General features: G+C 61.0%; 26 protein-coding genes, 2 tRNA genes and 1 pseudogene. 15 read left to right on the top strand and 14 right to left on the bottom strand.

The genetic code is table 11. From position 1 onward, the window contains the following. Window positions 1-19: 19 nt before the first annotated feature. The 4 genes from GGR38_RS07420 to GGR38_RS07405 all read right to left on the bottom strand — a co-directional run bounded on the left by GGR38_RS07420 (window position 20) and on the right by GGR38_RS07405 (window position 4,300). Complete coding sequence (locus tag GGR38_RS07420) at window positions 20-2,152, bottom strand: TonB-dependent siderophore receptor (RefSeq protein ID WP_183624146.1); 2,133 nt, start codon at window positions 2,150-2,152, stop codon at window positions 20-22. Between the two features lie 228 nt (window positions 2,153-2,380). Further along, window positions 2,381-3,541, bottom strand: a complete 1,161-nt coding sequence (locus GGR38_RS07415) for an acetyltransferase domain-containing protein (RefSeq protein WP_246404320.1) — start codon at window positions 3,539-3,541, stop codon at window positions 2,381-2,383. 115 nt (window positions 3,542-3,656) lie between these two features. Continuing rightward, window positions 3,657-3,803 carry a hypothetical protein gene (locus GGR38_RS07410; protein WP_183624142.1) on the bottom strand — a complete coding sequence of 49 codons (147 nt, stop codon included), beginning with the start codon at window positions 3,801-3,803 and terminating at the stop codon, window positions 3,657-3,659. A 131-nt stretch (window positions 3,804-3,934) separates the two neighbouring features. After that, window positions 3,935-4,300, bottom strand: a complete 366-nt coding sequence (locus tag GGR38_RS07405; protein ID WP_183624140.1) for a copper resistance protein CopC — start codon at window positions 4,298-4,300, stop codon at window positions 3,935-3,937. 151 nt (window positions 4,301-4,451) lie between these two features. Between GGR38_RS07405 and GGR38_RS24120 the strand changes: the two genes are divergently transcribed. The 3 genes from GGR38_RS24120 to GGR38_RS07395 are packed head-to-tail and all read left to right on the top strand — an operon-like array spanning window position 4,452 to window position 5,733. Next, window positions 4,452-4,715 carry a hypothetical protein gene (locus GGR38_RS24120; RefSeq protein ID WP_246404319.1) on the top strand — a complete coding sequence of 88 codons (264 nt, stop codon included), beginning with the start codon at window positions 4,452-4,454 and terminating at the stop codon, window positions 4,713-4,715. Continuing rightward, a complete protein-coding gene (locus GGR38_RS24115; protein ID WP_343059029.1) occupies window positions 4,712-5,158 on the top strand; it encodes a periplasmic heavy metal sensor in 447 nt (148 codons plus the stop codon). The genes GGR38_RS24120 and GGR38_RS24115 overlap by 4 nt, the downstream gene beginning before the upstream one ends. Then, window positions 5,158-5,733, top strand: a complete 576-nt coding sequence (locus GGR38_RS07395) for an RNA polymerase sigma factor (RefSeq protein ID WP_183624138.1) — start codon at window positions 5,158-5,160, stop codon at window positions 5,731-5,733. Before GGR38_RS24115 ends, GGR38_RS07395 begins: the two co-directional genes overlap by 1 nt. Window positions 5,734-5,739: 6 nt before the next feature. On the opposite strand, the gene GGR38_RS07390 is transcribed toward GGR38_RS07395, so the two are convergent. The 4 genes from GGR38_RS07390 to GGR38_RS07375 form a co-directional block, all read right to left on the bottom strand. Continuing rightward, window positions 5,740-5,816: transfer RNA gene (locus tag GGR38_RS07390), tRNA-Pro, on the bottom strand. Window positions 5,817-5,895: 79 nt separating this feature from the next. Then, window positions 5,896-5,971, bottom strand: a tRNA-Ile gene (locus tag GGR38_RS07385). Window positions 5,972-6,062: 91 nt separating this feature from the next. Beyond that, window positions 6,063-7,067 carry a polysaccharide deacetylase family protein gene (locus GGR38_RS07380; RefSeq protein WP_221227037.1) on the bottom strand — a complete coding sequence of 335 codons (1,005 nt, stop codon included), beginning with the start codon at window positions 7,065-7,067 and terminating at the stop codon, window positions 6,063-6,065. Window positions 7,068-7,093: 26 nt separating this feature from the next. After that, a complete protein-coding gene (locus GGR38_RS07375; protein WP_183624136.1) occupies window positions 7,094-8,800 on the bottom strand; it encodes a histidine kinase dimerization/phospho-acceptor domain-containing protein in 1,707 nt (568 codons plus the stop codon). A 309-nt stretch (window positions 8,801-9,109) separates the two neighbouring features. Between GGR38_RS07375 and GGR38_RS07370 the strand changes: the two genes are divergently transcribed. Further along, window positions 9,110-9,577 carry an Lrp/AsnC family transcriptional regulator gene (locus tag GGR38_RS07370; protein WP_168602778.1) on the top strand — a complete coding sequence of 156 codons (468 nt, stop codon included), beginning with the start codon at window positions 9,110-9,112 and terminating at the stop codon, window positions 9,575-9,577. A gap of 266 nt (window positions 9,578-9,843) precedes the next feature. On the opposite strand, the gene scpC is transcribed toward GGR38_RS07370, so the two are convergent. Further along, entirely contained in the window at window positions 9,844-11,355 is a 1,512-nt protein-coding gene (gene scpC, locus GGR38_RS07365) for a succinyl-CoA:acetate CoA-transferase ScpC (protein WP_183624134.1), read from the bottom strand. Between the two features lie 407 nt (window positions 11,356-11,762). Here scpC and GGR38_RS07360 point away from each other — a divergent pair, with 407 nt between their 5' ends. From GGR38_RS07360 to GGR38_RS07350, 3 genes are all read left to right on the top strand, one after another. Continuing rightward, complete coding sequence (locus GGR38_RS07360) at window positions 11,763-12,734, top strand: GGDEF domain-containing protein (RefSeq protein WP_246404317.1); 972 nt, start codon at window positions 11,763-11,765, stop codon at window positions 12,732-12,734. Window positions 12,735-12,913: 179 nt separating this feature from the next. After that, window positions 12,914-15,151: a putative bifunctional diguanylate cyclase/phosphodiesterase gene (locus GGR38_RS07355; protein ID WP_183624132.1), complete on the top strand. Its 2,238-nt coding sequence runs from the start codon at window positions 12,914-12,916 to the stop codon at window positions 15,149-15,151. A 347-nt stretch (window positions 15,152-15,498) separates the two neighbouring features. Beyond that, a complete protein-coding gene (locus tag GGR38_RS07350; protein WP_183624130.1) occupies window positions 15,499-16,623 on the top strand; it encodes an acyltransferase family protein in 1,125 nt (374 codons plus the stop codon). 217 nt (window positions 16,624-16,840) lie between these two features. Here GGR38_RS07350 and GGR38_RS07345 read toward each other — a convergent pair whose 3' ends face one another. Continuing rightward, window positions 16,841-17,209, bottom strand: a complete 369-nt coding sequence (locus tag GGR38_RS07345) for a hypothetical protein (RefSeq protein ID WP_183624128.1) — start codon at window positions 17,207-17,209, stop codon at window positions 16,841-16,843. Window positions 17,210-17,529: 320 nt separating this feature from the next. Here GGR38_RS07345 and GGR38_RS07340 point away from each other — a divergent pair, with 320 nt between their 5' ends. After that, on the top strand, window positions 17,530-17,715 hold the full coding sequence (locus GGR38_RS07340; protein ID WP_183624126.1) for a hypothetical protein: 186 nt from the start codon (window positions 17,530-17,532) through the stop codon (window positions 17,713-17,715). Window positions 17,716-17,723: 8 nt separating this feature from the next. Then, window positions 17,724-17,933 carry a hypothetical protein gene (locus tag GGR38_RS07335; protein ID WP_343059027.1) on the top strand — a complete coding sequence of 70 codons (210 nt, stop codon included), beginning with the start codon at window positions 17,724-17,726 and terminating at the stop codon, window positions 17,931-17,933. Between the two features lie 63 nt (window positions 17,934-17,996). Here the strand turns inward: GGR38_RS07335 and GGR38_RS07330 are convergent, their stop codons facing one another. Then, on the bottom strand, window positions 17,997-18,689 hold the full coding sequence (locus GGR38_RS07330; RefSeq protein WP_246404370.1) for a polyamine aminopropyltransferase: 693 nt from the start codon (window positions 18,687-18,689) through the stop codon (window positions 17,997-17,999). Beyond that, on the bottom strand, window positions 18,689-19,189 hold the full coding sequence (locus tag GGR38_RS07325) for a YaiI/YqxD family protein (RefSeq protein ID WP_183624122.1): 501 nt from the start codon (window positions 19,187-19,189) through the stop codon (window positions 18,689-18,691). The genes GGR38_RS07330 and GGR38_RS07325 overlap by 1 nt, the downstream gene beginning before the upstream one ends. A 338-nt stretch (window positions 19,190-19,527) precedes the next feature. On the opposite strand from GGR38_RS07325, the gene GGR38_RS07320 reads away from it, so the two are divergent. Beyond that, on the top strand, window positions 19,528-19,734 hold the full coding sequence (locus GGR38_RS07320) for a cold-shock protein (protein WP_172338674.1): 207 nt from the start codon (window positions 19,528-19,530) through the stop codon (window positions 19,732-19,734). A gap of 414 nt (window positions 19,735-20,148) precedes the next feature. Next, on the top strand, window positions 20,149-20,367 hold the full coding sequence (locus tag GGR38_RS07315; RefSeq protein WP_183624120.1) for a hypothetical protein: 219 nt from the start codon (window positions 20,149-20,151) through the stop codon (window positions 20,365-20,367). Between the two features lie 59 nt (window positions 20,368-20,426). On the opposite strand, the gene GGR38_RS07310 is transcribed toward GGR38_RS07315, so the two are convergent. Then, window positions 20,427-20,810, bottom strand: coding sequence for an MFS transporter (locus tag GGR38_RS07310; protein ID WP_183624118.1), 384 nt, complete (start codon window positions 20,808-20,810; stop codon window positions 20,427-20,429). A gap of 206 nt (window positions 20,811-21,016) precedes the next feature. Between GGR38_RS07310 and GGR38_RS07305 the strand changes: the two genes are divergently transcribed. Further along, window positions 21,017-21,223 carry a hypothetical protein gene (locus GGR38_RS07305; protein ID WP_183624116.1) on the top strand — a complete coding sequence of 69 codons (207 nt, stop codon included), beginning with the start codon at window positions 21,017-21,019 and terminating at the stop codon, window positions 21,221-21,223. Between the two features lie 165 nt (window positions 21,224-21,388). Here GGR38_RS07305 and GGR38_RS07300 read toward each other — a convergent pair whose 3' ends face one another. Next, a complete protein-coding gene (locus GGR38_RS07300; protein WP_183624115.1) occupies window positions 21,389-21,946 on the bottom strand; it encodes a TetR/AcrR family transcriptional regulator in 558 nt (185 codons plus the stop codon). Between the two features lie 367 nt (window positions 21,947-22,313). Between GGR38_RS07300 and GGR38_RS07295 the strand changes: the two genes are divergently transcribed. The 3 genes and pseudogenes from GGR38_RS07295 to GGR38_RS07285 all read left to right on the top strand — a co-directional run. Further along, window positions 22,314-22,679: a hypothetical protein gene (locus tag GGR38_RS07295; protein WP_183624114.1), complete on the top strand. Its 366-nt coding sequence runs from the start codon at window positions 22,314-22,316 to the stop codon at window positions 22,677-22,679. Next, window positions 22,669-23,013, top strand: a complete 345-nt coding sequence (locus GGR38_RS07290) for a hypothetical protein (RefSeq protein ID WP_183624113.1) — start codon at window positions 22,669-22,671, stop codon at window positions 23,011-23,013. Before GGR38_RS07295 ends, GGR38_RS07290 begins: the two co-directional genes overlap by 11 nt. Before the next feature lie 94 nt (window positions 23,014-23,107). Beyond that, a pseudogene (locus tag GGR38_RS07285) lies at window positions 23,108-23,396 on the top strand (hypothetical protein); the annotation flags it as partial.

The raw sequence follows: 23,396 nt of genomic DNA, 5'->3' as shown, positions 1-23,396 counted from the left end.
TGGCCAGTCAGGATGGAAATCAGAACGCGTAGCTTATGCGCCCCGTGATCGTGCGCGGCGCGCCCGGCGCCACCCACAGCGTCGAGTAGGACGAGGCGTACCACGTCACATCAAACAGGTTTGTGACATCCACGCCCAGGCGAATGCGCTTGGTCGGCTCATAGGTCATCAGCGCGCGGGTCAGCGTATAGGCGGGCAGGATGAAGCTGGTCGCCGTTTCGCCCAGGCGCGAGGAGACGTAATTGACGCCCGCGCCCACCGTCACCTTGCCCTTTTCGCCCAGATCAAAGCCCTTGGTCACCAACAGGTTGGCCGTGTGGGCCGGGATGTTGATGAGCTTGGACCCCGGATTGATGGCAAGGCCGAAGTTGAAGTCCTTCGACGTGCTGGTCCAATGCGCGTCGGTATAGGCATAGGTGCCGTGGACCTCGATCTGGCCCGGCAGGTGGGCGTCCACCCCGGCCTCTACGCCGGTGCTGCGCGCGCTGCCGCCCGCGATGGAGAAGCCCTGATGCGAGGGGTCGGGGTCTTGCGTCAGCACATTGGCCTTGGTCATGGTGAACACCGCCAGCGAGGCCGAGATCACCTTGCTGGTATAGCGCGCGCCCACTTCATAGGACTTGCTGGTTTCCGGGGCGAAAGGCTGGCCATAGAAATCCTGACCGCTGTTGGGGCGGAAACCGTTGCCCCATGCGGCATAGAGTCCCATGCGCGGGGTCATGTCATACAGCAGGCCGACGGTCGGGCTGAAGCGTTCCTTGACCGTGTTGACGGTGGGGTTGAAGCTGCCCACGCGGGCGCCGATCAACTGGTTGAAATGGTCAAAGCGGCCGCCGAAGCGGATCTTGACCTTTTCGCCGATGTCCATCTGGTCCTGAAAATAGATGCCCCAGCTCTTTTGCTTTTCCAGCGAGTTGAGCACGGTTGCCGTGGGCGTGGGCATCTGGCCGTAGACGGGCGCAAAGACGTTGATGGCATTGCTGGCCGTGGTCACCGGGTTGCCTGCGGTATAGGCAACGGGGCGATAGCGGGTCTGCCAGGTGTTGATGTCGAATTCATCCATATCCGCGCCCAGCATGACATGGTGCAGGATCGGACCCGTGGTGATCCGGCCCGAAATTTCGGCGCGGCCGGTGATGTTGCGGGTGCGGAAATCGCGAAAGCGGCGCTGGCGGGCCAGCATCGTGCCGGTGCTGAAGAAGGGCTGGCGGCCGGTGGCCAGTTCGGCATCTTCCGAGAAGCCGATCATGCTGGTTTCGCGCAGGCCAAAGCCAAGGATCGCCACCCAGTCGCCGCCCAGCTTCTGCTGCAATTGCGATTGGTGGCCAAAGACCTTGACGCGGGTCGGCCCGTCGCCGGGTTCGCCAAGGAAGGTGTTGCGCGAGACAGCGCCCAATTGCCCGTTGATCGCCACAATGCCGCGATCAAACGGCGTGGCCAGCGCAACATATTCCATCTCATAGGACAGCGAGGTCTTGTCCGAAGGCTGCCACAGGATCGAGGGGTTGATGACTTCCTTGTGCGATTTCACCGTGTTGCGGAAAGAGCCTGCGTCCTCCATCGCGCCATTGACGCGGATGGCCAGCTTGTCGCTGATGCCAAGGTTGATGTCGCCTTCGCCGCGATAGGTGTCGAAGGAACCGGCCTGCGCGCCGATCTTGCCGAACGTATTGCCGATCTTGGCCTTCTTGGTGATGATGTTGATCGTGCCGCCCGGTTCGCCCCGGCCAAAGACCGCGCCATTGGGGCCTTTGAGCACTTCGATGGTTTCCACGTTGGACGCATCGCGCGCGCCGCCATAGCCGCGCCCGCCGTTAAACCCGTTGACCAGCACGCCCGAGGGGAAATTCTCGTCGCCCGCAAAGCCGCGGATGGCGAAACTGTCCCACAGGCCGCCGAAATTGTTCTGGCGGACAACGCCGCTGGCGATGTCGGTGATGGCTTCCATCTTGGTCATGTTGACCACGTCCATCATCTTGGCGTCGATCAACTGGATCGTCTGCGGCAATTCCTTGACTGGAACATCGCCGCGATAGGCTTGACGCTGGCCGGTGACGACAATCGAACTGGGATCGTCAGCGGCAAAAACGGGTGTCGAGAGCAGCGCGGCTGTTGCCAGCAGCACGGGTTTGATAGCGGATCGGTCGATCATTCTGAAATCCCCCTGATGAATGCTTGTTCTCAACCTGCTTGGGTGTCGGACCGATCCTGCCGTAGGTTTGCACCCCTGTTTTACGGCGGCCAATCTCTTTTGTGACAATTGTGAGGCTATGCCCTTTATAAGGAATCTTTAGTCGAAGCGGGCCGACTTGACGGACGATCATGTCGAAAAGAAGGGGGGCGCGGCACGATTGCTGCGCGGCCCCCTTGGCCTGCCGGGTCACAGATACTTAAGCCAGGCCAGATCGCGGCGGCGCTGTTTCAGCCCGGCAAACCAGCGCGTGGGCAGGTAGAGCACCGGCAGCAGGATCGCCACCCAGATCCACACGGTGGACAGGTGATCGACGCCGAAGAACTGCCCCTTGACCGGACCATACAGCGCCATGGCGACATTATAGATCAGCTTGAGCGTATAGAGATGCAGCACGTAATAGAAGAGCGGCGCCCCCCCAAGGCATGCCAGCATCGGCATCGCGCGATGATCGCCCAGCCGTTCAAACCACGCCAGAAGCAGGCATCCCGCGCCAAGCGTGGGCATCAGGAACAGCAGGCTGGGCGGATATTTGGTCAGCGCAAGGAAGCTCATGACGGTGCGCAGCGGGGTTTGCGCCACGAACCACGGCTTGTCGCCATAGACATTGGCAAAGCGCAGCAGAACAAAGCCCAGCACCAGCCCAAGCCCCAGCAGCGCCAGACGCCGGATGCGCGGCGCCGGATCGCTCCCGCGCGCAAACCACGGCCCCATGCCATAGCCCAGCGCGATCACCCCGATCCACGGCAGGATGGGATAGGTTATCTTGACCGTCATCCAGTCGGCCGCATGGATCGCGGCGCGCTGGTGCAGCAAGGCCCAAGGCACATACCACGCATCGCCTTCAACCAGCCGGATCGGGTCGAGCAGATTGTGCAGCGTGACAGTCCCCAAGCCCAGCGCCACCAGCACCGCGCGCGGCAGATGGATCAGCGCCGCCAGCGCCAGCATCGAGCCGCCGATCGCCCACATCACCTGAAACCAGACGGTGGGCGGGGGGAAATGGTTCGCCTGCGTGGGCCATGCATAGCATACGACCGAGAGTTCGAGCGCGATCAGGAACAGGCCGCGCTTGATGAGGAAGGTGCTGACCTCGCCCTTGCTGTGCGATTGGCCATAGAGCCATGCCGAAAGCCCGGTCAGCGCGACAAAGGTGGGCGCGCAGAAGGTGGAGAGGAGGCGCGTAAAGAACAGGCCCGGATCGACAGTATTGGCATCGACCGGATCGCTGACCTGCAAATGCAGGAAAAAGGTCTCGCGCACATGGTCGACCAGCATGAAGGCCATCACCAGCCCGCGCAGGGCGTCGATGGCGATCAGACGCGTGGATGAGGAAGGTTTTTGTGTCATGTTATATCCTCTTATCGAGGTCATTCTTCTGCGGTCAAGCCGTGATACGGGGCCTGTCCCTTATTCCGGCGCGCTGGGCCGAATAAAATTCAGCTTGGCCAGATGCTCGGCAAAGTCATATTTCCGCGCCCCCACCATGGAACAATGCGAGATGCTTGTCGCGCGAGGCGTAGGAGCTGTCATGGGCGCCGGCGCGCGAGGCGAGCATCGTCGCCCCCATCGCCGCGCACCCCAACGCGATCAGCGGCAGTTTCATCATCATGCGGCCCCCCGTTCAGCAAGGCCGCCAGACGGCCCCGCGTTATGACGAGCTTATGACAGAAACGCACATTACTTTGCCGAAATTGATAGGTCCGGCGGCAGAGTGTCGCGTTGGGGTGGGTCTTCTCGGTATTAGTGCGTGTTGAAGGTCAGCGCGCCGCTGGCCTTTTGTGCGCTCTTGTCGGCCACATGCCAGCGCACGGCATAGGTCCCCTCGGACAGCGGGCGGGCCAGCGTGGCGACCAGCGACCGGCCGTCGGGTGAGACGGCGACCTTGACGCCCGCCATCTTCATCGGATCATGATGGTCCATGCCCGGCATGCCGGTCATCATCACATCAACGCCCGATGCCGCCGGGTCGACCGCTTCGCTGAAATTCAGCGTGATGCGGGTGATATTGGCGGTGTCGCTGCCTTCGGCGGGCGTGGCCGAGGTCAGGGCGGGGGTGGCCATGGCGGGCGTGGCAATAGCGATCAGGGGCAGGATCAGGAAACGCATGGGCAAATTCTCCGCTTGAGGATAGGCATGTTTGAGAGAGTCATGGGCGGATACGCATCGCGCGGCGCTGCCCCTCGCAGATATGGTGAGGGGTGGGGCAATGCGCCGCGTATAGAGAGCAAGGTCAGTTGCGAAAGACGAGGCAAGGATAATGGTGCAAATCGACGATCTGCTGGCGCAGTTGGGCGCGGCGGGCCCCGATCCCCGGCTGGAGACGATCGAGGCGGCGGTGTTGCAGGGCGCCGAACTTGCGCGCCAACCGGCGCTGTCGACGCCGATGCTGGCCGGGATTGCGGCGCTGGCGTTGGTTTCGGGCGCGCTGGTGGGCGGAGGCGCTGTGCGCCGCGCGCCGGTCGATCCGCTGGGGCAGGGTTTGGCGCTGGCGCCCTCCACCTTGCTGGAGCGGGCGCTGTGAACCGCAAGGGATCGCTGCTGCTGGCGCTGGCGCTGGGTTTTGCCGGGGCGCTGGGCGGGGCGATGGTGGCGCGGATGATGCCGCATGGCGCGCAGGATGAAACCGCGCTGCACCAATTGCTGCATGATGAATTGACGCTCGATGCATCGCAGCAGGCGCGGATCGCGGACATGAACGCCCGCTTTGCCGTGCAAAAGGCGCAACTGGTGGCCCAGCAGCGCGCGGCCAATGCCGATCTTGCGGCGGCCTTGCGCGATGAACATTCCTATGGCCCGCGCGTGGCCGCCGCCGTCGATCATGCGCATCATGCGATGGGCGCGCTGCAAAAAGCCACGCTGGAGCATGTCTTTGCCATGCGCGCAGTGCTGCGCCCCGATCAGGCGGCGCGCTTCGATGCCGGGGTTGCCCGGATGCTGACGGCGGAGGCGGATCAGCCCCGCTGATGCCTGCACCCGACGCCTGGAGCCCGGAAGCCTTGAGCGATGGCGATCTGGCCGCGCTGGCGCTGGGCGGGCGGCAGGCGGCCTATAGCGCCTTGCTGCATCGCCACCGCGACGCGGTGTTCCGCATCGCGCGCGCCTCCTGCGGCGATGAGGATGCCGCTTTGGACATCACCCAGCAGAGTTTCATCAGCGCGTTTGCCGCGCTTGGCCGCTATGACCAAACGCGGCCCTTTGCGCATTGGATTGCGCGGATCGCGCTGAACAAATGCCGCGACCGGGCGCGCCGCCGAAAATTGCGCGCGCTCTTCTCTTTCGCCATGCCCGAAGATCACGAGCCGAACCTGCCCGATCCGGCGGTGGGGGCCGATGTTGCTTTGGTCGACCGGCAGGAACTGGCCCGCGCTATGGCCGCCATCGCGCGCCTGCCCGCCTCGCAGCGCGAGGTTCTGGTGCTGCGCGGGGTGGAAGGCATGGCCGAGGCCGAAGTGGCCGCTTTGCTGGGCATTACCGGCAAGGCGGTGGAAACGCGCCTTTATCGCGCGCGCCGCGCGCTCACGGAGATGCTGGAAAATTAAGAGAATTGGTCGGGGAGACAAGATTCGAACTTGCGACCCTCTGCTCCCAAAGCAGATGCGCTACCAGGCTGCGCTACTCCCCGACACGGCCAAGCCCCTAGGGTTACGGGGCGTGGTGCGCAAGTGGAAAACTGCAATTCATATAGCTTGCGCCAGTCATCATGGTGGGCCCGGCAGGATTTGAACCCGCGACCTAGCCGTTATGAGCGGCCAGCTCTAACCGCTGAGCTACAGGCCCCAACCATGTTTTGCGCAAGATGCGCGGCCCCGCGTTAGCCGCGACATGCGCAACAGGCAAGGGCTTCCATCGAACACCTTAATCGAACCTCTCAATCGAACAGGGTTGTTTCCATCACCTCGCGCACGCTGGTGGGTTTGACCCCGCGCGCGATCAGCAATTCAAACACTTGGCGCCACCATTCGTACATTTCGTCCAGATCGGCCTCGGTGCGCACATAGGGCGTGTGGCCGGGACAGAGCGAGGGACTGTGAAAGGACAGGACGATCACCGGCAGATCTTCGTCCACCGCGATGTTGACCGCGCGCAACGCCTCGCCCACCGTCACGCCTTCGGGCGTCAGAGGTATGCGCTCGAGCAAGCCGACCCGCGCCATCGCCCCGCGCAGCCGATCAAAACGCGACAATTTGGGATAGAGCCATTGCCCATAGCGCCGCAAAAGCCCCGAAAACACCGTGGTCAGCGGCATTTCCATCAGGCGCCCCGGCTCGCCCACCCAATAGGGCCGCAGCGTCAGATCGCGGAAATTGGGCCCGCCCCAACCGCTGTAATCAAAGCGCGAGCGCACCGATGTGTCGATCGCCACCCCGGCCTCATGCAGCACATCGGCGGTGTTGGGCCCGATGCCATAGCGCCCGGCGCGATAGATCATCGGCGCGGCGCCGAAATTTTCCGCAATCGTGGTGTGCAGCTTCAGGAATTTGGCTCGTTCCAGCGCGAAGGGCAGGTTGCCCGAGAAGCTGTTATACTGGTTAACCTCCTCCTCGTAAGGAGGGTTAACCCAGGGGTGAAGCTGAACCCCGACTTCGGCCCGTCCGGCGATCACCGCGTCGCGCAGCAATTCAGCCGCCAGCGCCGATGTCGCCACCGGATAGTCGATCAGATAGATCGGCACGATGCCGAAACCTTCGCAAAACTGCTGAAACTTGCGCAGGCGCGAAACCGTATCGACCCGGTGCCGCGTGCGGGTCAGCGGCTTGGTCCAGTCGAATTCTTCTTCGGTATCAATGGTAACCACGAAGCGCTGACCCACGCCTTCGCGGAAACGCACAAAGGCGTCCTGCGCGGGCTGGTCGGTAATCTGGTGAAATGACAAATCGGGCCCCCTGCCGCGCTGTGAAATCAAGCCACCGGTGTTTTGCACGCCTCAGGCCTGTTTTCAGGCACTTGGCTAAGGTTAACCATTGGCAGGGTCAAGCCCGGTAATGTAAGCAAAAGTTGCTGTCCCTCGCGGATCAAACCGCCTCCTGCGGCCCGCGCCTCGGCGGCGGCAAGGCGCAGGGCAAAGCCGGTGCCGAACATGCCCGCGCCGGGCTGATGGGTGGCAGGCGCGGCGCCATGGAACAGCGCCTCGTCGCTCAGCGCGGCCAGCGTCTGCGGCAGGGTAAACATGGCCAGCACCGCGCCCCCGCGATGGCTCAGCCGTATCGGCAGCGCTTCGCCCGCCCCGCCATTGCCCGCCAGCGTTGCCAGCAGGCGCCAGCACAGCCGTTCCGCCTCGGTCCCGTCCAGTGCGATGGGGCAGGGGCGTTCATGCCCCTCCAGACGCAAGGCTGGTCCGCGTTCGTCGCCCGCAAGCCGCGAGACCAGCGCATCGAGCGCGGCGGCCAGATCGCATTCGCCGCCTGCCAGCGCGAGGCTGCCGCTTTCCAGTCTTGCATAGCGGTCGAGTTCTTCAAACCCGGCCAGCATCAGCGCGCTGTCTGCCGCAACAACGGCGGCCAGCGCGCGATATTCATGCGGGGTGGGGCCGAACAACTGCTGCTGGATCACCTCGGCAAAGCCCTGAATGGCATTCACCGGCGTGCGCAATTCATGAAGCAGCTGGCGCAGGCGGTCCGTCTCGCTGTCCTGCGCCGGGGCGGCCGGGACAGGCGCCGCGGCAACCGCCGCAGGCCGTCGAAAGCGCCCCAGATGGCCAATATAGCGCCCGCCCAGCGGATCGAAGCGCGGCACAGCGTCCACCTGCCATTCGCCAGCAATCGCCGGAGCCCCGGCCAGCGTGACCATCACCGCGCGGAAGGGTTGATGCAGCCGCACCGCATTGGCCCCCGGCCCATTGCCGCCCAGCCCATAGCCCACCACCATCGGCGCAACCCGCGCCTCGGCCCAGACGATGCGACCTTCGCCATCGCTGGCGAAATCAAAGGACCGGATCGGTTGGCCCGGCTTGGCCTTCTTGGATTGGGCGGGGCGCGCAGCCTCGGCGGCGATGTTGTTTTCGCGGGCCTGACGGAATGCTTCGATTCGCCGCACCAGCGCGCCGATCGTATCCTCGGCCAGAGGCGGGGAAGCCTGATAGGCCGACGCGCGCGCGGGTTTGGAAGGAATTTCGGTCTGGACCGGCGCGGGCGCTTCTTCAACAGGCGCCGGTTCTTTGGGCGCAGACGTGGCGGGCAATGCCGGATCGCCGATACCCAATCGCGCCAGCAGCGCCCGCGCGCCCGGCCCCAGATCGCGCCGCATCCCCAGCGCCCCGCGCGAGGCCAGCGGCAGCGCCGGGATCAGGTCGATCCATTGCTCATCGCTCAATTGCGCGGAGTGGAGCGCGGACAAAGACACCACCGGTTCGGCCCCCGCCAGCGCCGCGACCAAGCGCGGCGCGCGCAGCCGCAGGCCGGGCTGACGCAGAATCGCCGCGCGATCCGCCGCTGGAATTCGTCCGCCCAATTCGCCAAGGCGCAGATAGGCCAGATCGACCATCTCGCCCTGCTCATCAACCGGCAGCGTGCCCAGCAGGTCCAGCAATTGCCGGAACTGAATGCGCGCAACGCCTTGCCCGACTGGCGTCAGGCGAAGGGCGGTGGCAAGGCGGTCGTCATAGCGCATGGGTTTGTGTATCAGCAGTTATGGTGTTGCAGATGGCCTTTCCAAGCCAATACGATCTTAATTCCTAGCGAGTGGTTAGGATCGCCGACGGAACCTGTGTACAACTTTATTCCGCATCCTATCACACCTGCCGCCGAGCGAAAGCACGTAGCGCGGTGGCGTTGCAATGTGGGACGATTGCGGCCATAGATAATAATATTAGCACGGCCCGCAACAGATGGGCTGATTCTTTCATCTTTGGCGACCCCGCCGACAGGAAGGGTCTTTCTGCCGCGATCGGCGGGCCGCAATTGGGGAATTTCCGGGCTTATGGCCAATCTTGATCAGATCGACCGGCGCTTGCTGGCCGAATTGCAGGACGAGGGCCGCGTTACCAATGTCGAATTGGCCCAACGCGTCGGGCTGACCGCGCCGCCTTGCCTGCGCCGCGTGCGCGCGCTCGAAGAAGAAGGCGTCATCCGGGGCTATCATGCCGAACTGGATGGGGCAAAGCTGGGCTTCTCGATCACCGTCTTTGCCATGGTCTCGCTGAAAAGTCAGGCCGAGGAAGCCTTGCGCGGGTTCGAGGACCATGTGCGCGGCCTTCCTGAAGTGCGCGAATGCCATATGCTCAACGGCGAAATCGACTTCATCCTGAAAATCGTCTCGCGCGATCTGCAAAGCTTTCAGGAATTCCTGACCAGCAAGCTGACGCCTGCGCCCAATGTGGCCAGCGTGAAAACGTCGCTGACGATTCGCACATCCAAGCATTTGCCGGGGGTGCCGTTGGAGGATTGATGCGGGGGTTTTAGGCCTTTGTTTATGCCTCCGGCGGGCAAAGGGTCTTGACCCTTTGCAATCCCATTATGGGGTGGTTTGGGGTTTGCGGCCTTTCGCCATGGATAAAATTATAAAAGCCTGCGGCGCTATAAAAGGCGCCGCAGGCTTTTAATTTTCAACGCCGCGCCCAACACCCAAGGTCGAGTTCATAACGCAACACATACATTGCCGGGATTGCCAAGGGACGAGTCCCTTGGCCCGCCGGAGGCATCTTAAATGCCCCCTTAAACCTTCATCGACCCCGTCTCGATAAACCGCTGATGCCAGCTCAACGCCTCACCGGGCAAGGACGGCGCATGCAGCCCATAGGAGCCCTTGAGCGCGCGATCATAATAATCGGCCAGCATCGGGCGGAAATCGGGGTGAGCGCAGTTCTGGATGATGGCCAGCGCGCGCTGCTTGGGGCTAAGGCCGCGCAGGTCCGCAAGGCCCTGTTCGGTCACGACCACCTGAACGTCCTGTGCGATATGGTCCACATGGGCGACCTGCGGCACGATGGCGCTGATCTTGCCGCCCTTGGCGGTGCTGGGCGTCATAAAGATCGAGACATAGGCGTTGCGGGCGAAATCGCCGCTGCCGCCGATGCCGTTCTGGATGCGGCTGCCCATGACATGCGTGGAGTTCACATTGCCGTAGATGTCGGCCTCGATCAGGCCGTTCATGGCGATACAGCCAAGGCGACGGATCAACTCGGGATGGTTGCTGATTTCCTGCGGGCGCAGGATCATCTTTTCCCGATAGGCCGACATGTTGCTGTTCATTCGCTCCGCCGCTTCGGGGCTCAGCGAGAAGGAGGTGGCCGAGGCCATGCGCAGCTTGCCCGCGTCGAGCAGGTCGATCATGCCGTCCTGAATCACCTCGGTATAGGAGGTGAGGTTTTCGAACGGGCTGTTGACCAGACCTGACAGCACTGCATTGGCGATATTGCCTACGCCCGATTGCAGCGGCAGCAGGTTTTCCGGCATCCGCCCCTGCTTGACCTCGTTGGCAAGGAAATCGAGCAGATGGCCCGCAATGCGCAGAGCCGTTTCGCCCGGCGCGTCAAAAGGCAGGTTGCGGTCGGGCGCATCGGTTTCGACAATGGCCACGATCTTGTCGGGGTCGCATTGCAGCGTGGGCTGGCCGATGCGGTCATCCGGGCGGGTAAGAGGGATCGGCACGCGATGCGGGGGCAGGCGGGTGCCGTAATAGATGTCGTGCATCCCCTCCAGCTCTTCGGCCTGCCAGTGGTTCACCTCAAGGATGATGCGGTCGGCGCGGTCCAGCCAAGTCTTGTTATTGCCCACCGACGAGGAAGGCACGAGGCTGCCGTCGGCGTTGATGGCGGTAACTTCGACCAGTGCGACGTCGAGCGGGCCAAGGAAGCCCTGCCACGCCATCGGCGCCACCTGCGAAAGGTGCATGTCGAAATAGTCCATCTGGCCGCTGTTGATCTTTTCGCGGGCGATGGGGTCGGAATTATAGGGCAGGCGAAATTCGATGCCATTGGCCTTCGCCAGCGCCGCGTCCAGTTCCGGCCCGGTCGAAGCGCCGGTCCACACGCGCACCTGAAACGGATCTCCCGCGCGATGGGCATCCTCGATCCGCGAGGCCAGCGCCAAAGGCACTGCCTTGGGATAACCGGAACCGGTAAACCCGCTCATGCCTACCGTATCGCCCGGATTAATAAGGGCGGCGGCCTGTTCGGCGCTGGTGATGCGGGATTTGAGCGTCTGATGGGCAATGCGCGCAGACATGGCGAGGGCTTCTCCTGCGTTTGTGTTGGCCTGACAATGGGATAGCTTTCCGGGGCCGTTGGGGCCGGGGATTGTCGGGGCGGCTCCGCGCATGCGCCCCGATTGGTTACTTTGCAAGCGAGTCGGGGGCCAATACGACCAATGTCTTGGGTCTTTGGTACAAGCGCTAAACCCCTAGGCCGGGCGCGTATAGTTAAGGAAAGCTTCGGGCGAATAGGGGAATCTTGTGGCGGGCAGCATGGCGCATTTGAAGGAAGCTTGGTTCTAATCCGGCATCAGTGCAAACGTTACTTATAAAGGATTCAGCCTTGCGCTTGTTCAAGTTGGCTTTGGCCTCCTCCGCTGAATTTGATAATATGTCGCAAAACCCTGATGCCACGCCCTTGAACGACGTGCGCAGGGAGCAATTGATTGATCGTATTAAAGAATTCTTCGTCGATAATAAATTGGAAGTAACCGCCGAGAACCTGCTGGCCGTTCATGCGGCCTATTCGGGGTCATCGCCGCGCCTTGCCCGCAAATTTGGCGTTATGCGCGAGGAAAACCGCGTCATCACTCAGGCCTGGATGGACCAGGTTACCGAAAAGGATGAGGACGGGGCCCTGCGCGAGAATGCCCAGCAGATGCTCAACCGGTTAAGCAGCCGTTTGGAGGTGTTCACCAGCACCGCCGCGCGGGCGCGCAGCGATTCCGGATCGTACCACGCCGCCCTCGAACAGGTGGTCAGCGTGCTGCCTGGGGCCGAGGGGGGGGAATTTGTCTCCAGCCTGGCCGAGCTGACCCGTGCGATGATCGAGCGTACGCATCTGCTCGAAGAAAGTATGCGCCGCAGCGAGCAGGAAGCGACCGCGCTGCGCAAAAGCCTCGACCGCGCCCAGCGTGATGCCCATGTCGACCACCTGACCGGCCTGCCCAACCGCCGCGCTTTTGAAGCGGTGCTGGAAAGCGAATATCGCGAGGCGCAGGTGCGGATCGAACCGCTCTGTCTGGCCTTTTGCGACATCGACCATTTCAAGCGCATCAACGACACCCATGGCCACGAGGCGGGCGACCGCGTCATTCAGGCCATCGCCCAGACGCTCCAGCATCTCTCGGATGACAAATGCCATGTGGCGCGCCACGGCGGCGAGGAATTCGTCATGCTGTTTCGCGACAAGACCCCCACGCAGGTTCACCAGTTGCTGGACGAAGCGCGCGAAAAGCTGTCCCGCCGCAATTTCGTCAACCGCAGGAGCGATGAGCCCATCGGTCATATCACCATCTCGGGTGGGGTGGCCAATGTCTTTGCCTTTCCTAATGCCCGCGCTGCGCTGGAGGCGGCCGATGCGGCGCTTTATCGCGCTAAACGCGCCGGGCGAAACCAGATCTGCATGGCCTGAAACGCGGCGCGCGCCATCGGTGGCGCGCCGCCTCTGAAACGGCCCGCGATGGCCCCTAGGCGCAATTGCGGAGGAGGGTCTGAGCTAAATCTGCAAGTACATTTATTTATTTGCGATCAACACAACCGAACACTGGCATGCTTTTGTAAAGCAACAGCAAGGGAAGGCTGACGCTGATCATGATCAACCCCAAGACCCCTCGCGCCGAGAGGGCTGGCGCCGGTGTCTATGGCCCCGTCATTGCACTTGCCGCCGGGGTTCTGGCGGTTTTGACGCTGGTGGTGACTGTCATGGTCAACCAGTTCGACGATGTTGCGCTCTCGATGCAGATCCAGACCGCAGAACGTGGTTACCGCAATCGCCTGGCCAGCTTTGCCGCGATGGTGCAGCCGAGGCTGGAATCGGGGGACGCGCTGCGCCATCTGACCGGAGCATTCGATCCGGCATGGGCGGAACAGAATCTGGCGCGCTATTTCCTTGATCGCAACAATATCACGCGTTTGATCGTGGTGGATGGGCGCGACCGCCCGCTGTTCTTTGCCGTCGACGGACGTCGGGTCGATCCGGGCATGATCAGCACAACCTATGCCGGCGCGATGGCCGACCTTTTGCGCCGGGTCCGGACGGCGGAGGCGTCCATTCCGTCGGGCAGGGCCGACACTCTGCCCCAGCCGATCCAGTTCACCAATATCCTGTTTGTCGAAAACCAACTCTACATCATGACCTCGACGCTGGTGCGCGGGCGGACCGATACAGGGCGGGCACCCGTAGTGGTGACGATGGCGCCGGTGGATCACTCGGTGCTCTCGATGTTCGGCGTGGGCAAACTGGTCAATAATTTCCGCGTGACCACCGATCTGCGCACCAATGATGATACCGCGATCCTCCCGCTTCAGGATCTGAGCGGCAAGGTGGTGGCGGGGCTGTCATGGGACCGGCGCAATCCGGGCAGCGATCTTCTGGTGAGGCTGATGTGGCCGATGGTGGCGATGCTGGGGCTGTTGGGGTTGCTGGGGGCCAGTCTGGCGCGGCAAACGCATCGCTATGCGCGCGGGCTGATCCTGTCCGAGGCGCGGGCCCGCCATTTGGCTTTTCACGATACGCTGACCCAATTACCCAACCGCGCGTTGATGTTCGAGCGGCTTAATCAGCTGCGCTCGCTGGCCCGGCGGTCGGGGATGGATGTGGCGGTGCTGTGCCTCGATCTGGACCGGTTCAAGGAGGTGAACGACACGCTGGGCCATCCGGCGGGCGATACGCTGATCCGCGCGGCGGCGCGCAGGTTGGCCAATCTGCTGCGCGATACCGATACGGTGGCCCGGCTGGGGGGTGATGAATTCGTCGTCCTGCAACCGCATTCGGGTGCGCCGGGGGCGGCTCACCTGGCAGAGCGGATCATCAATGCCTTTGCCCGACCCTTTGATATTGATGGACAAATGGTGGAAATCGGCTGCTCGATCGGCATCACCATCATCAACGATCCCGATATTTCGGCCAGCGAGGTGCTGCGTCAGGCCGATCTGGCGCTTTATTGCTCAAAGGAAAAGGGGCGCAACCGGGCGACCTTTTTCGAGCCGGAAATGGATGCGGCGCTGCGCATCCGGCGCCAATTGGAAACGGACCTGCGCGAGGCTCTGAACGAAGAGATGCTGCATATGGTCTATCAGCCGCAGGTGGATGCCCATGGGCGCATGCGCGGGGTCGAGGCGCTGGTGCGCTGGAATCACCCGGAAAAGGGCCTGATCCCGCCCAATGCCTTTGTGCTGCTGGCCGAGGAGAGCGGGCTGATCGCGCAACTGGGCGCTTTTATCGTCGGCCGGGTTTTTGCCGAAACGCGCAATTGGCATGGGGTGCCCGTGGCCATCAACGTCTCGGCGCTGCAATTGCGTCAGCCTGCCTTCATGGTCACGATCAGCCGCCTTGTGGCCGAACATGCCATTGACCCGCGCCAGTATGAATTCGAGATCACGGAAACGGTGCTGCTGGGCGATGATGCGGCCACCCGCGATAATATCGCCACGCTCAAGCAGGAGGGCTTTGCCATCGCGCTCGATGATTTTGGCACCGGCTATTCCAGCCTGTCCTCGCTGCAACGTTTCGCGGTGGACCGGATCAAGATCGACCGTGCCTTTGTGCGCAATCTGGACGATGATGACCCTGATGCGCTTCGCCTCATTCAGGCGATCATCCAACTGGCGCAGGCGCTCGATCTGGATGTGATTGCCGAGGGCGTGGAAACCGAAGGCCAGCGCGCAAGGCTGCTGGAATGCGGCTGCGATCATTTTCAGGGCTTCCTCTTTTCCCGCCCGGTCAGCGCGGAGGCTTTGGGCCAGATGATCGAAGCGCGCAGGCCTTTGGGCCCCGGGCATCAGCCGGTGGCGCTGGCTGCATCCGGGGGAGGCCAGACGCGGGCTTGATGGCCCGGTGGCATTTGGTGTCGGCGCTTGAATCCAAAAATAGTATTTTAGAACAGAGCTATAATTGGCACTTTGCCTGCTCATTCATGCCGCGGTGGTATCGCGCCACCGGCAGGAGAATGTTGGACCGACATTCCAATTCTTTGTACTTATAACGATTAAATGTTTGAAATACCTATGCAGAGCCACATGGACCATATACCCCTTTGATCCGTCGATGCCGATCTGCTTCCGCTGCCATCAATGCGATGGCCAACTCGCTGATATTTCAAGCCCGCGGAGGGGAATAGCTCGACAGAAGCGGTGATGGCACTTGATCCATCGCCGTCATGCACTGGACGGGGTCTATGACCAATCAGGCAGGCGAAAGCATTGTTCACTGGGGCTATAAACCTCATTTACTCGATAGCGGTCTTTCGGTTTGGCTCGATCATTTTCGCTGGATTGCGGCGTTTGCCGTGGTTTGCGATCATGTTCGCTGGATTATTTTCCCCAATTTCGAATCTCGCGGGCTGCATCCGCATTTCACCTTGGCCGAAAAGGCATTCTTCTTTTTAACAAGGTTTGGATTGCAGGCGGTTGTTCTGTTCTTTGTGATATCCGGCCTGCTGGTTGGCGGTTCCTTGCTGCGCAAGGTACAGGAGGGGCGCTTCCACACCCGGAATTATGCTCTGGATCGGGTCTCACGCCTCGGTGTGGTTCTGGTCCCTGCGGTTGTCTGGGCAGCCGCACTTCAATTTGCTGGATATGGACTGGCCTGTCAGGCGCCCGACAATGGGGCAACATTGCTCGGCAATCTGGTCTTTTTACAAAACCTTGGCTTCGTCGCGCCGCTTTGCAACAACCATCCCCTGTGGAGCCTGTCGAGCGAAGCCTGGTTCTATGTGATCGCCCCGGCATTCATGCTGTTATGGGTCGGGCAATTTCGGATCAGCGTCATCATAACGTTGATCGCCGCTTTGGGCTTGGGCGTGCTGGGATTGCGGCTGGACCACGAAACACCGTTTTTTGGTTTGCTGCTGTGGTCGGCGGGTTTGTTGCCCTGGTTTGTCACTTTGCGGATACGCCCGCTGTTTCCGGCGATCGCGCTGGTTGTCGTATTGGCATTAACGCGCACATCGCTGTTTGAAACACATGCCATGAAGGATGTGCTTATAACGCTGTGCTTTACCGCATTGCTATGTACGGACCCGGCGCAATGGAGCAAACCGGCTCCACGTTTCGCCCATTATTTTGCGGGTTTTTCCTATTCGCTCTACCTTGTCCATATGCCTGCGGCTCAGGCGGTAGGGAGCGTTCTGGGCACCGATCATCCCGCCGATCAGACAATTTCCTATGTGCTTTACGTTGGCACTGTAGGTCTGATGGTGCTTGTCGGCTGGATCTTTGGCCAATTGTTTGAAAAGCAGACCCCTGTGATACGCAATTTTCTGTATCGTTTGACCGGGGCGATGCGATGGAAATCGGCGTGAAATTGAACGAGCAGCTCTTTTAAAAGACGCAGGGCGAGGGCCGGGGACTGATGGTCATCGAACGTACAGCTGGCAATCACGCGCTCCCTGACGTTGAACGTCCTTCCCTCGAGGGTGATCGGGGGCGGGCGGTCATGCCAGAGTGGCGCGCGACCAGATAAACCGATGTTGAGGTAATACGGTCAACCGGGGCCGTGGATGGGGGGTATTGGGGCGATCACTCCGTTTGCAGGTGCCTGATCCTGGCTGTACCGGCTGATTGGCGCAGAGCCTTGACGGCGTCCACGCATTCCTCAGCCTTGTCATAGGGGCCGCCTGATGCGCGAACATGGCCGCCCGGCTCGCACAGGCGCCATTGCCATTGCTCGCCTTCGACGGTTGCGGAAACTCCGGGCGAGGGTACGGCCTGATAAATTTCAAAATAGGCCTCTGCGCGATCATTGGAAACCCACAGGGGAATGGAACGCCACGGCGGTGTGCCGCGCAGATCGGCATGGCCGTCGCTCAGATCCATATAGATGTGGGCTTCCTGAACGCCAAAGCGGCATCGCAGACCGGAAAGGGCATGATCGGAGAGGTTGGACATCGTGGTCCTCCTGCATGGCAAGCGGGAGCACATATGTCTCTCTGTCACAGGGGAGCTTGCGGCCGGAAATCGCGTGATGGACCAATATACCATGGCGTGAACCAGATGGCATTTTTAATTTTAGGCAGATGATCGCAAATTTTTCTCCTCTGATCGCAAAGGATATCTGTAATAAATTGCATCATTTTCAATCATTGCATTCAGATTTTATCTTACATTTTTCTGGATAACAGCTATATAACAGGCATTGCGGAACTTCTCTCGTAGGCATCCGCGACTGAGAGACAAATGTGCTCCCGCTTACGCAAGGGAGTCTTATCATGGATCTCAACCAGCTTTATTTTCGACATCAGCTCTTGCTGATGCAGGCAAATTCCGCCTCCGACGAGGGCACCGGCCTGAAATATGAAGCAAAGGCGGCAGGTGTCGCCCGCAGCATCATGGCCTTTCAGGAGGATCTGGGGGCTTGGGCTGCACGGTCCTGGCAGGCGGAGTGCGGCCAATGAGCCGCGCGATGAACATCGCCCTGCCCGAAGCGCAGGTCGCGGCCATGTGTGAACAGGCCGGCGTTCGGATCAGCGATATCGAAACCCTGCCTGCGGGCGGCACCCATCTTGTCTGTGTGACCAGCGAAGGGGCCGATGAGATGCGCCTCCGATCGAAAGGGCATCTTATCGAGGGAATGGTGAAGCGCTTTCCCTTCTATCACGCCCGCCGATACTGACGCAGCAAAGCATTCGTAACATGGCCCGGTCGGCGGATGGACCTACCGACCGGGCCATGGATATCAGCGCTTGCGGGCAAACCAGATATGGTGGTTCACGCATGGCCCATCGCTGGCCTGATCGGTGTCGGCGGGAAAGGCGTTGACCTTGACCTCGCTGACATCGAACCCGGCCTGCTCCAGCCGCTGGGTGAAATCCCCGTCGCCATCGGCTGACCATACCGCGAGCACGCCGCCGGAACGCAGCGCCTTGCGGCTCGCCTGCAATCCGGCGGGGGAATAGAGAATGTCGTTGCGGCGGCGGGTCAGACCTTCCGGGCCATTGTCCACGTCCAGGAGGATGGCGTCATAACCGCTTGCCGCAGAATGGATCAGCAGGCCGACATCATCGATCACCAGCGTCACCCGCGCATCGTCAAGGCAGCCATCGGTCAGGCGATGCATAGGCCCGCGCGCCCAGACCAGAATTTGCGGCACCAGTTCGGCCACGATCACGCTGGCATCCTTGCCCAGCGCCGCCAGCGCGGCGCGCAGCGTGAAGCCCATGCCGTAGCCCCCGATCAACACCTGAGGTGCGTCCTGCGCGGCGATTCTTTCGCAGGTCAGAGTGGCCAGCGCCTGTTCCGAGGCGAACATATCGCTGCTCATCAACTCGTTCTGGCCAAACACGATGGCGAAATCCTCGCCGCTGCGCAGCAATTGCAACTCGACGCCGCCGGGCACCTGCGCGCGGTCAACAAGGTCATATTCTCTCATCATCGCGGCGCCTCGCGTCCGAGGCGGGTCAGCACCTCATCCAATGCGGAAAGGAAGCGCGACCGGTCAGCCTTTGAAAAAGGCGGCGGCCCGCCGATGGCATCGCCCATGGCCCCGGCGCGCAGATCGGCCATGATCGCGCGCGTGGCTATCGCCCCGCCGATTGAGCTGGCGGTAAAGGGCTTGCCCGTTGGCGCCAGAACCATGGCGCCCGCCTTGATCGCGCGGTCTGCCAGCAGGATGTCGGCGGTGATCACCACGCAGCCCGGCGCGCTGGCCTGCGCTATCCAGTCATCGGCGGCGTCGAAGGAATCGCTGACGACCACGCGGCGCACCAGCGGGTGATCCGGTACGCGGATCGGGCGATTGCTGACGATGGTGACCGGCACCTTATGGCGCAAGGCGACCTTGTAGATCTCCTCCTTTACCGGGCAGGCATCGGCGTCGACAAACACATGGCGGTTGGGGGATGATACGGCGGCGGAGCTGGGATCAGGCACGGAAATGGGATGAAAACTCCGGCAAAGACGCGGGTCGATCCACGATGCGTCGCGAAACTTGCCGGGTTGGGGCCTTGTGGTGGGATGCGAATGCCCGCCGAATGGGCGTACGGGGCTGCTAGGCGAAATGGGGCCAAGTTGCCACGATAATCGACCCGTCCGATTTTGGATCGCTTAAATTGACTTTCATACAGGGCTGCCCTATAGGAATATCCGCTAACGTCGCCTGCGACGGAATTTGACTCCGATTCGTTCGGTTATCCTTCCTTTCACATGCTGCCAGCTCTATCCGCGCTTTTGCGGATGGATTCTCTTGTTTTCGTGAAAAGGAAACACCCATGCCCATCGGCACCGTTAAGTTCTTCAATACTGACAAAGGCTATGGCTTCATTGCGCCCGAAGAAGGCGGCAATGACAGCTTTGTCCACATCAGCGCAGTTCAGCAGGCCGGAATGACCACGCTGAACAAGGATCAGCGTCTCAGCTATGAGGTCGAAACCGACCGTCGCGGCAAGCAGTCTGCGGTCAATCTGGTTTCTGCCTGATTCAAGCGTTCGCCGGTGTCCGCAGGGGCACCGGGAACTGTCCGTCGCGATGAAGGGTTTCCTTTCAACGCGGCGGCCCGTGTCTGGCCCGCTTGATCCGCTTTGCGTGATCGCGGCCGGGCACGGGAAATGCAGCCTATAATGTCCCCTTGCGCGCCTTTGGCCGGGAAGGGCTGCTGCCTATTTCCATTTAACCCATCCTTACGCGGCCATGAGGGCTGCAGTTTTACCTGAGTTTTTGACAATCCCTATGCATATTATTTTGAAATTTATCGCTTCTCTGAAATTCTCTTCGGTTCACCCTTCTTTTTCCCATCCGCTGCCATCGGGTGTTCTCACTGTCGCCGAAATGCAGCGATTGGTGGCCGATATGGTGGATTGATCAACAGCTCATCCCACCGGGAAGGGATCGCCATGGCCAACACGAGCGAATATTACCAGCATTGCGCTGAAGAAAGCCTGCACCATGCCGAAGCAAGCATTCTGGCCAATGTCCGCGAACGCCATTTGCATTCGGCAGCGGCATGGCAGGCAATGGCAGAGCGTGTGGCCAAGATTGAGGCCAATCGCCGCGAAAGTCAGGAGCGCGAGCTATCCTCGCGCTTGCGCGATCATGGCAGGCCCTTTCCGTAAACGGTTTTGCGGCCAGCTCTGCGGGGTTGGTTCCAGCAGCGCCGCCGATGGTGGCTCCCTCAGCCGCATGAGTGAGATCGCCAGCGGGCTGGTGAACTGGCCGAGGAAGAAGCAGGCGCTCCAGATCCCATGGCGCGTCCGGGCCCATGAAGCCGAGGAACGCGGCAATCTGCCTCGCCGCGCCGGATGGACAAAGGTTTGAACGCCTGCCCACCCAGAAACACACCGATATTGGCAAGGCTGACCAGCATATCGACCTTATCCGCCGCGTGCAGGCCGATGCCTTCAAAGGCCGACCCGATCTGGACGATATAAGCGTAATAGAGCGAGGCTCCGAACAGCGCCACACCGCCGCAAGCCGCGAAGTGGCATGTGGGGAAGGCTTCGCCGCTGGCGTTGCTGCTGACCCATGCGTGCGCTGGTTCGAACAGCCAGACCGCCATGGCTCCGGCAATCGGCAGCGCTATGGCATAGATCAGGAACGGCAGGTGTCAGTCGAGCGCGGCCAACTGGCCCGATCCTATCAGCACCGATACGTCGAAAATCGGGCCAAAGGCGGCCTGTGCCATCAGCCAGTTGCGGCGGCCTGCTTCGGGATAATAATTGGCAATCAGCGTGTTGGTGATCGTCAGGATCGCTACCTCGCACGTTGCTGAATGTGATGCAGGCCGTCACGCCTGCTGATACAATGGTCGAAATTTCGGTGCGGGTGATGGCCTTCTGGTCAGTGATTTATGGCTATGCGATGCAGCGATCCAAGCCGATGCTCAAGCCTTATGAGCCCTCCGACCTGTCCGCGCAGGCGGTGGACCGTCGCGTGCTGGTGCAGGCCGTGAAGGCAGCCCTGGTCGACTAAAGGCGCTCGTCTTGCTGGCGCTGTTGCGCAAAAGCGTTAAAACGCCGCGCCATGCTGACGACAGTTGCCCCTAGTCTCGGCTTTGCGATGGAAAGCGTGAAAAATTATAGAACGAAATTTTCGATTTAAGTAAAAATTATTTCTCAACGATTTCCAAAAGGCCAATTATGCCAGAATATATCGTATAATCATCTTGCTAATTTCATCAATCAAAGCCTCCCATTCTATCCTTTGTAACGAGGAAGATTGCGAATCCTGGCTGATGTGCCGAGCAAAGGTTGCGAACAGCACGTGGAATACAACCTGCGCGCGCATCTCGACATTGGGCGGAACCTGATCGCGGTAATGCGCAAGTGCGTTCGCAAAGCGCTTGGCCGCCGCCATTTCCTGTTGCTCTCCGGCGTCTGACATTGCCTGATCAGCCGCCGCCTTGCGCATGGCAAGGCGGAGCATCAGAGCGTGGCCCTTCACGATCTCGGCCTGCGCACGGACATAAGCCAGAATGAAATCCTCAACCCCGCTGGCTGCCTTGAGCGTGGAGGCGATCGCCTCAACCTCATCGGCAGCCATTTGCGCCAGATCTTGTCCGATCACGGCGCGGACCAGATCATCCTTGTTCTGAAAGCGGAAATAGATCGAGCCGATAGAGACTTTCCCCAGAAAACTGACTTCCTGCAGGGTAAAATCCTCGCTCTGCCTTTCCACCATCAACTCGCGCGCCATGGCCAGCATCCGATCAAGTGAGGCTCGGCTTCGCGGCTGGGATGGCTTGCGCGATTTTTGCACGCCATCATCGGCTTTTGCGCTGCTCTCTTCTGATTTAACTACCCTTGCCATTCCCACTCACCTTGATGCCGCGCTTTCAAGACTGCGCGGATCACACCATTCCATTTGAGCCAACGCCGGGCATCTGTCCATGCCATGGCCGTTCGGCACGTAAGAGAATGGATAAAGGCCAGCATGGCCCGCGCGGCCGTCACAATCACATCACGCCTGCCGACGTCAACGTTCCCATTGTATAACTAAAATCTAGTTCTATAAAGCGAGTCGAGCAACACAAGATCAGCGCAATGCCGAAGCGGAGAGGAAAGTGAGCAAAATCAAATGGCAATATGCCGACCATTGGCGAACCGACTCGCCCAAGGGGCCGGTCAACCAGTTTGCCTCACGCGTGGAAATGGACCGCTTTATCAAGCAGATCTCGGCGGTTGGCCTGCGCGGCGTGGGCATGTTCGCGTGGAACCTGGGCGCGGTCTCGGCGATGTTTGGCGGGCTGCCAGCCTACAAGGCTTTCCTTGCCGAACGCGGGATCGAGAAAATCGTCGATCTCTTTTGGTGCCAGCCTCAGGCCAGCCCCGGCATGACCATCCACAATCGCGCTGCTGCTGGACCTGTGCGATCCGGCCACAATTGGCCTATCGCTCGACACGGCGGACGCGGCGATCATGGGGCTTGATCCGGTGGCCATGATTGGCCGCTTTGGTGCGCGGCTGCTCCATGTCCAGCTCAAGAACGCGCTCGAGCGCGACACTCTCGACGAATACAAACTGCCGTTTCCTGACAAGTTCATGCTGGCCGGTGGCGGCGCGCGCAAGATTGCCCGCTGGTACACCGAGTTGGAGGACGAGGACGGCATCGTCGATATTGCCGCCTGCCATGCCGCGCTGGTCGCGCAGGCCTTTGCCGGATGGATCGTGGTTGAAAGTGAACAAAGCCCAGTTCCGGCGACCAGCTCCATGCTCAACGGCTGGTTTGTCAAAAACCGGCTCAGGCAAGCAGAGTTGGCCTGAGCCATTGACTGGGTAAGCCGCCATCAAGGCGGCGACACTCTGCCGGGTGCTGGATGGCAATCCCCCGGCCTTTTGGGAATTATCGGAGAGAACCATGACAGCCCCCTATCAACTTTCCTCCTGCATCGAATGGCAGTTTGCCGATGCGGGCGAGTTGGATGCTCGCCTGCATGCTGCCAAGGCGGCTGGTTTTGCAATGGCCGAATTCCACCTGTGGCGCGACAAGCCAGTGGACGCCATTGCCGGAGCCTTGAGCGAGACCGGCATGCGCCTGACCGGCATTTGCGTTGATCCGGCGCTCAAGCTTGAGGACCGCGCCGAATGGGATAAGTGGCAAGAGCTGCAAGGTCAGCTTTTCTTCCGCGAAGGCCTCGTTAACGACA

Origin of the sequence: Novosphingobium sediminicola, assembly GCF_014196525.1 — a bacterium.
GTDB lineage: Bacteria > Pseudomonadota > Alphaproteobacteria > Sphingomonadales > Sphingomonadaceae > Novosphingobium > Novosphingobium sediminicola.
The sequence above is the reverse complement of the archived record's forward strand: the minus strand, read 5'-3'. Positions and strand labels throughout refer to the sequence as shown.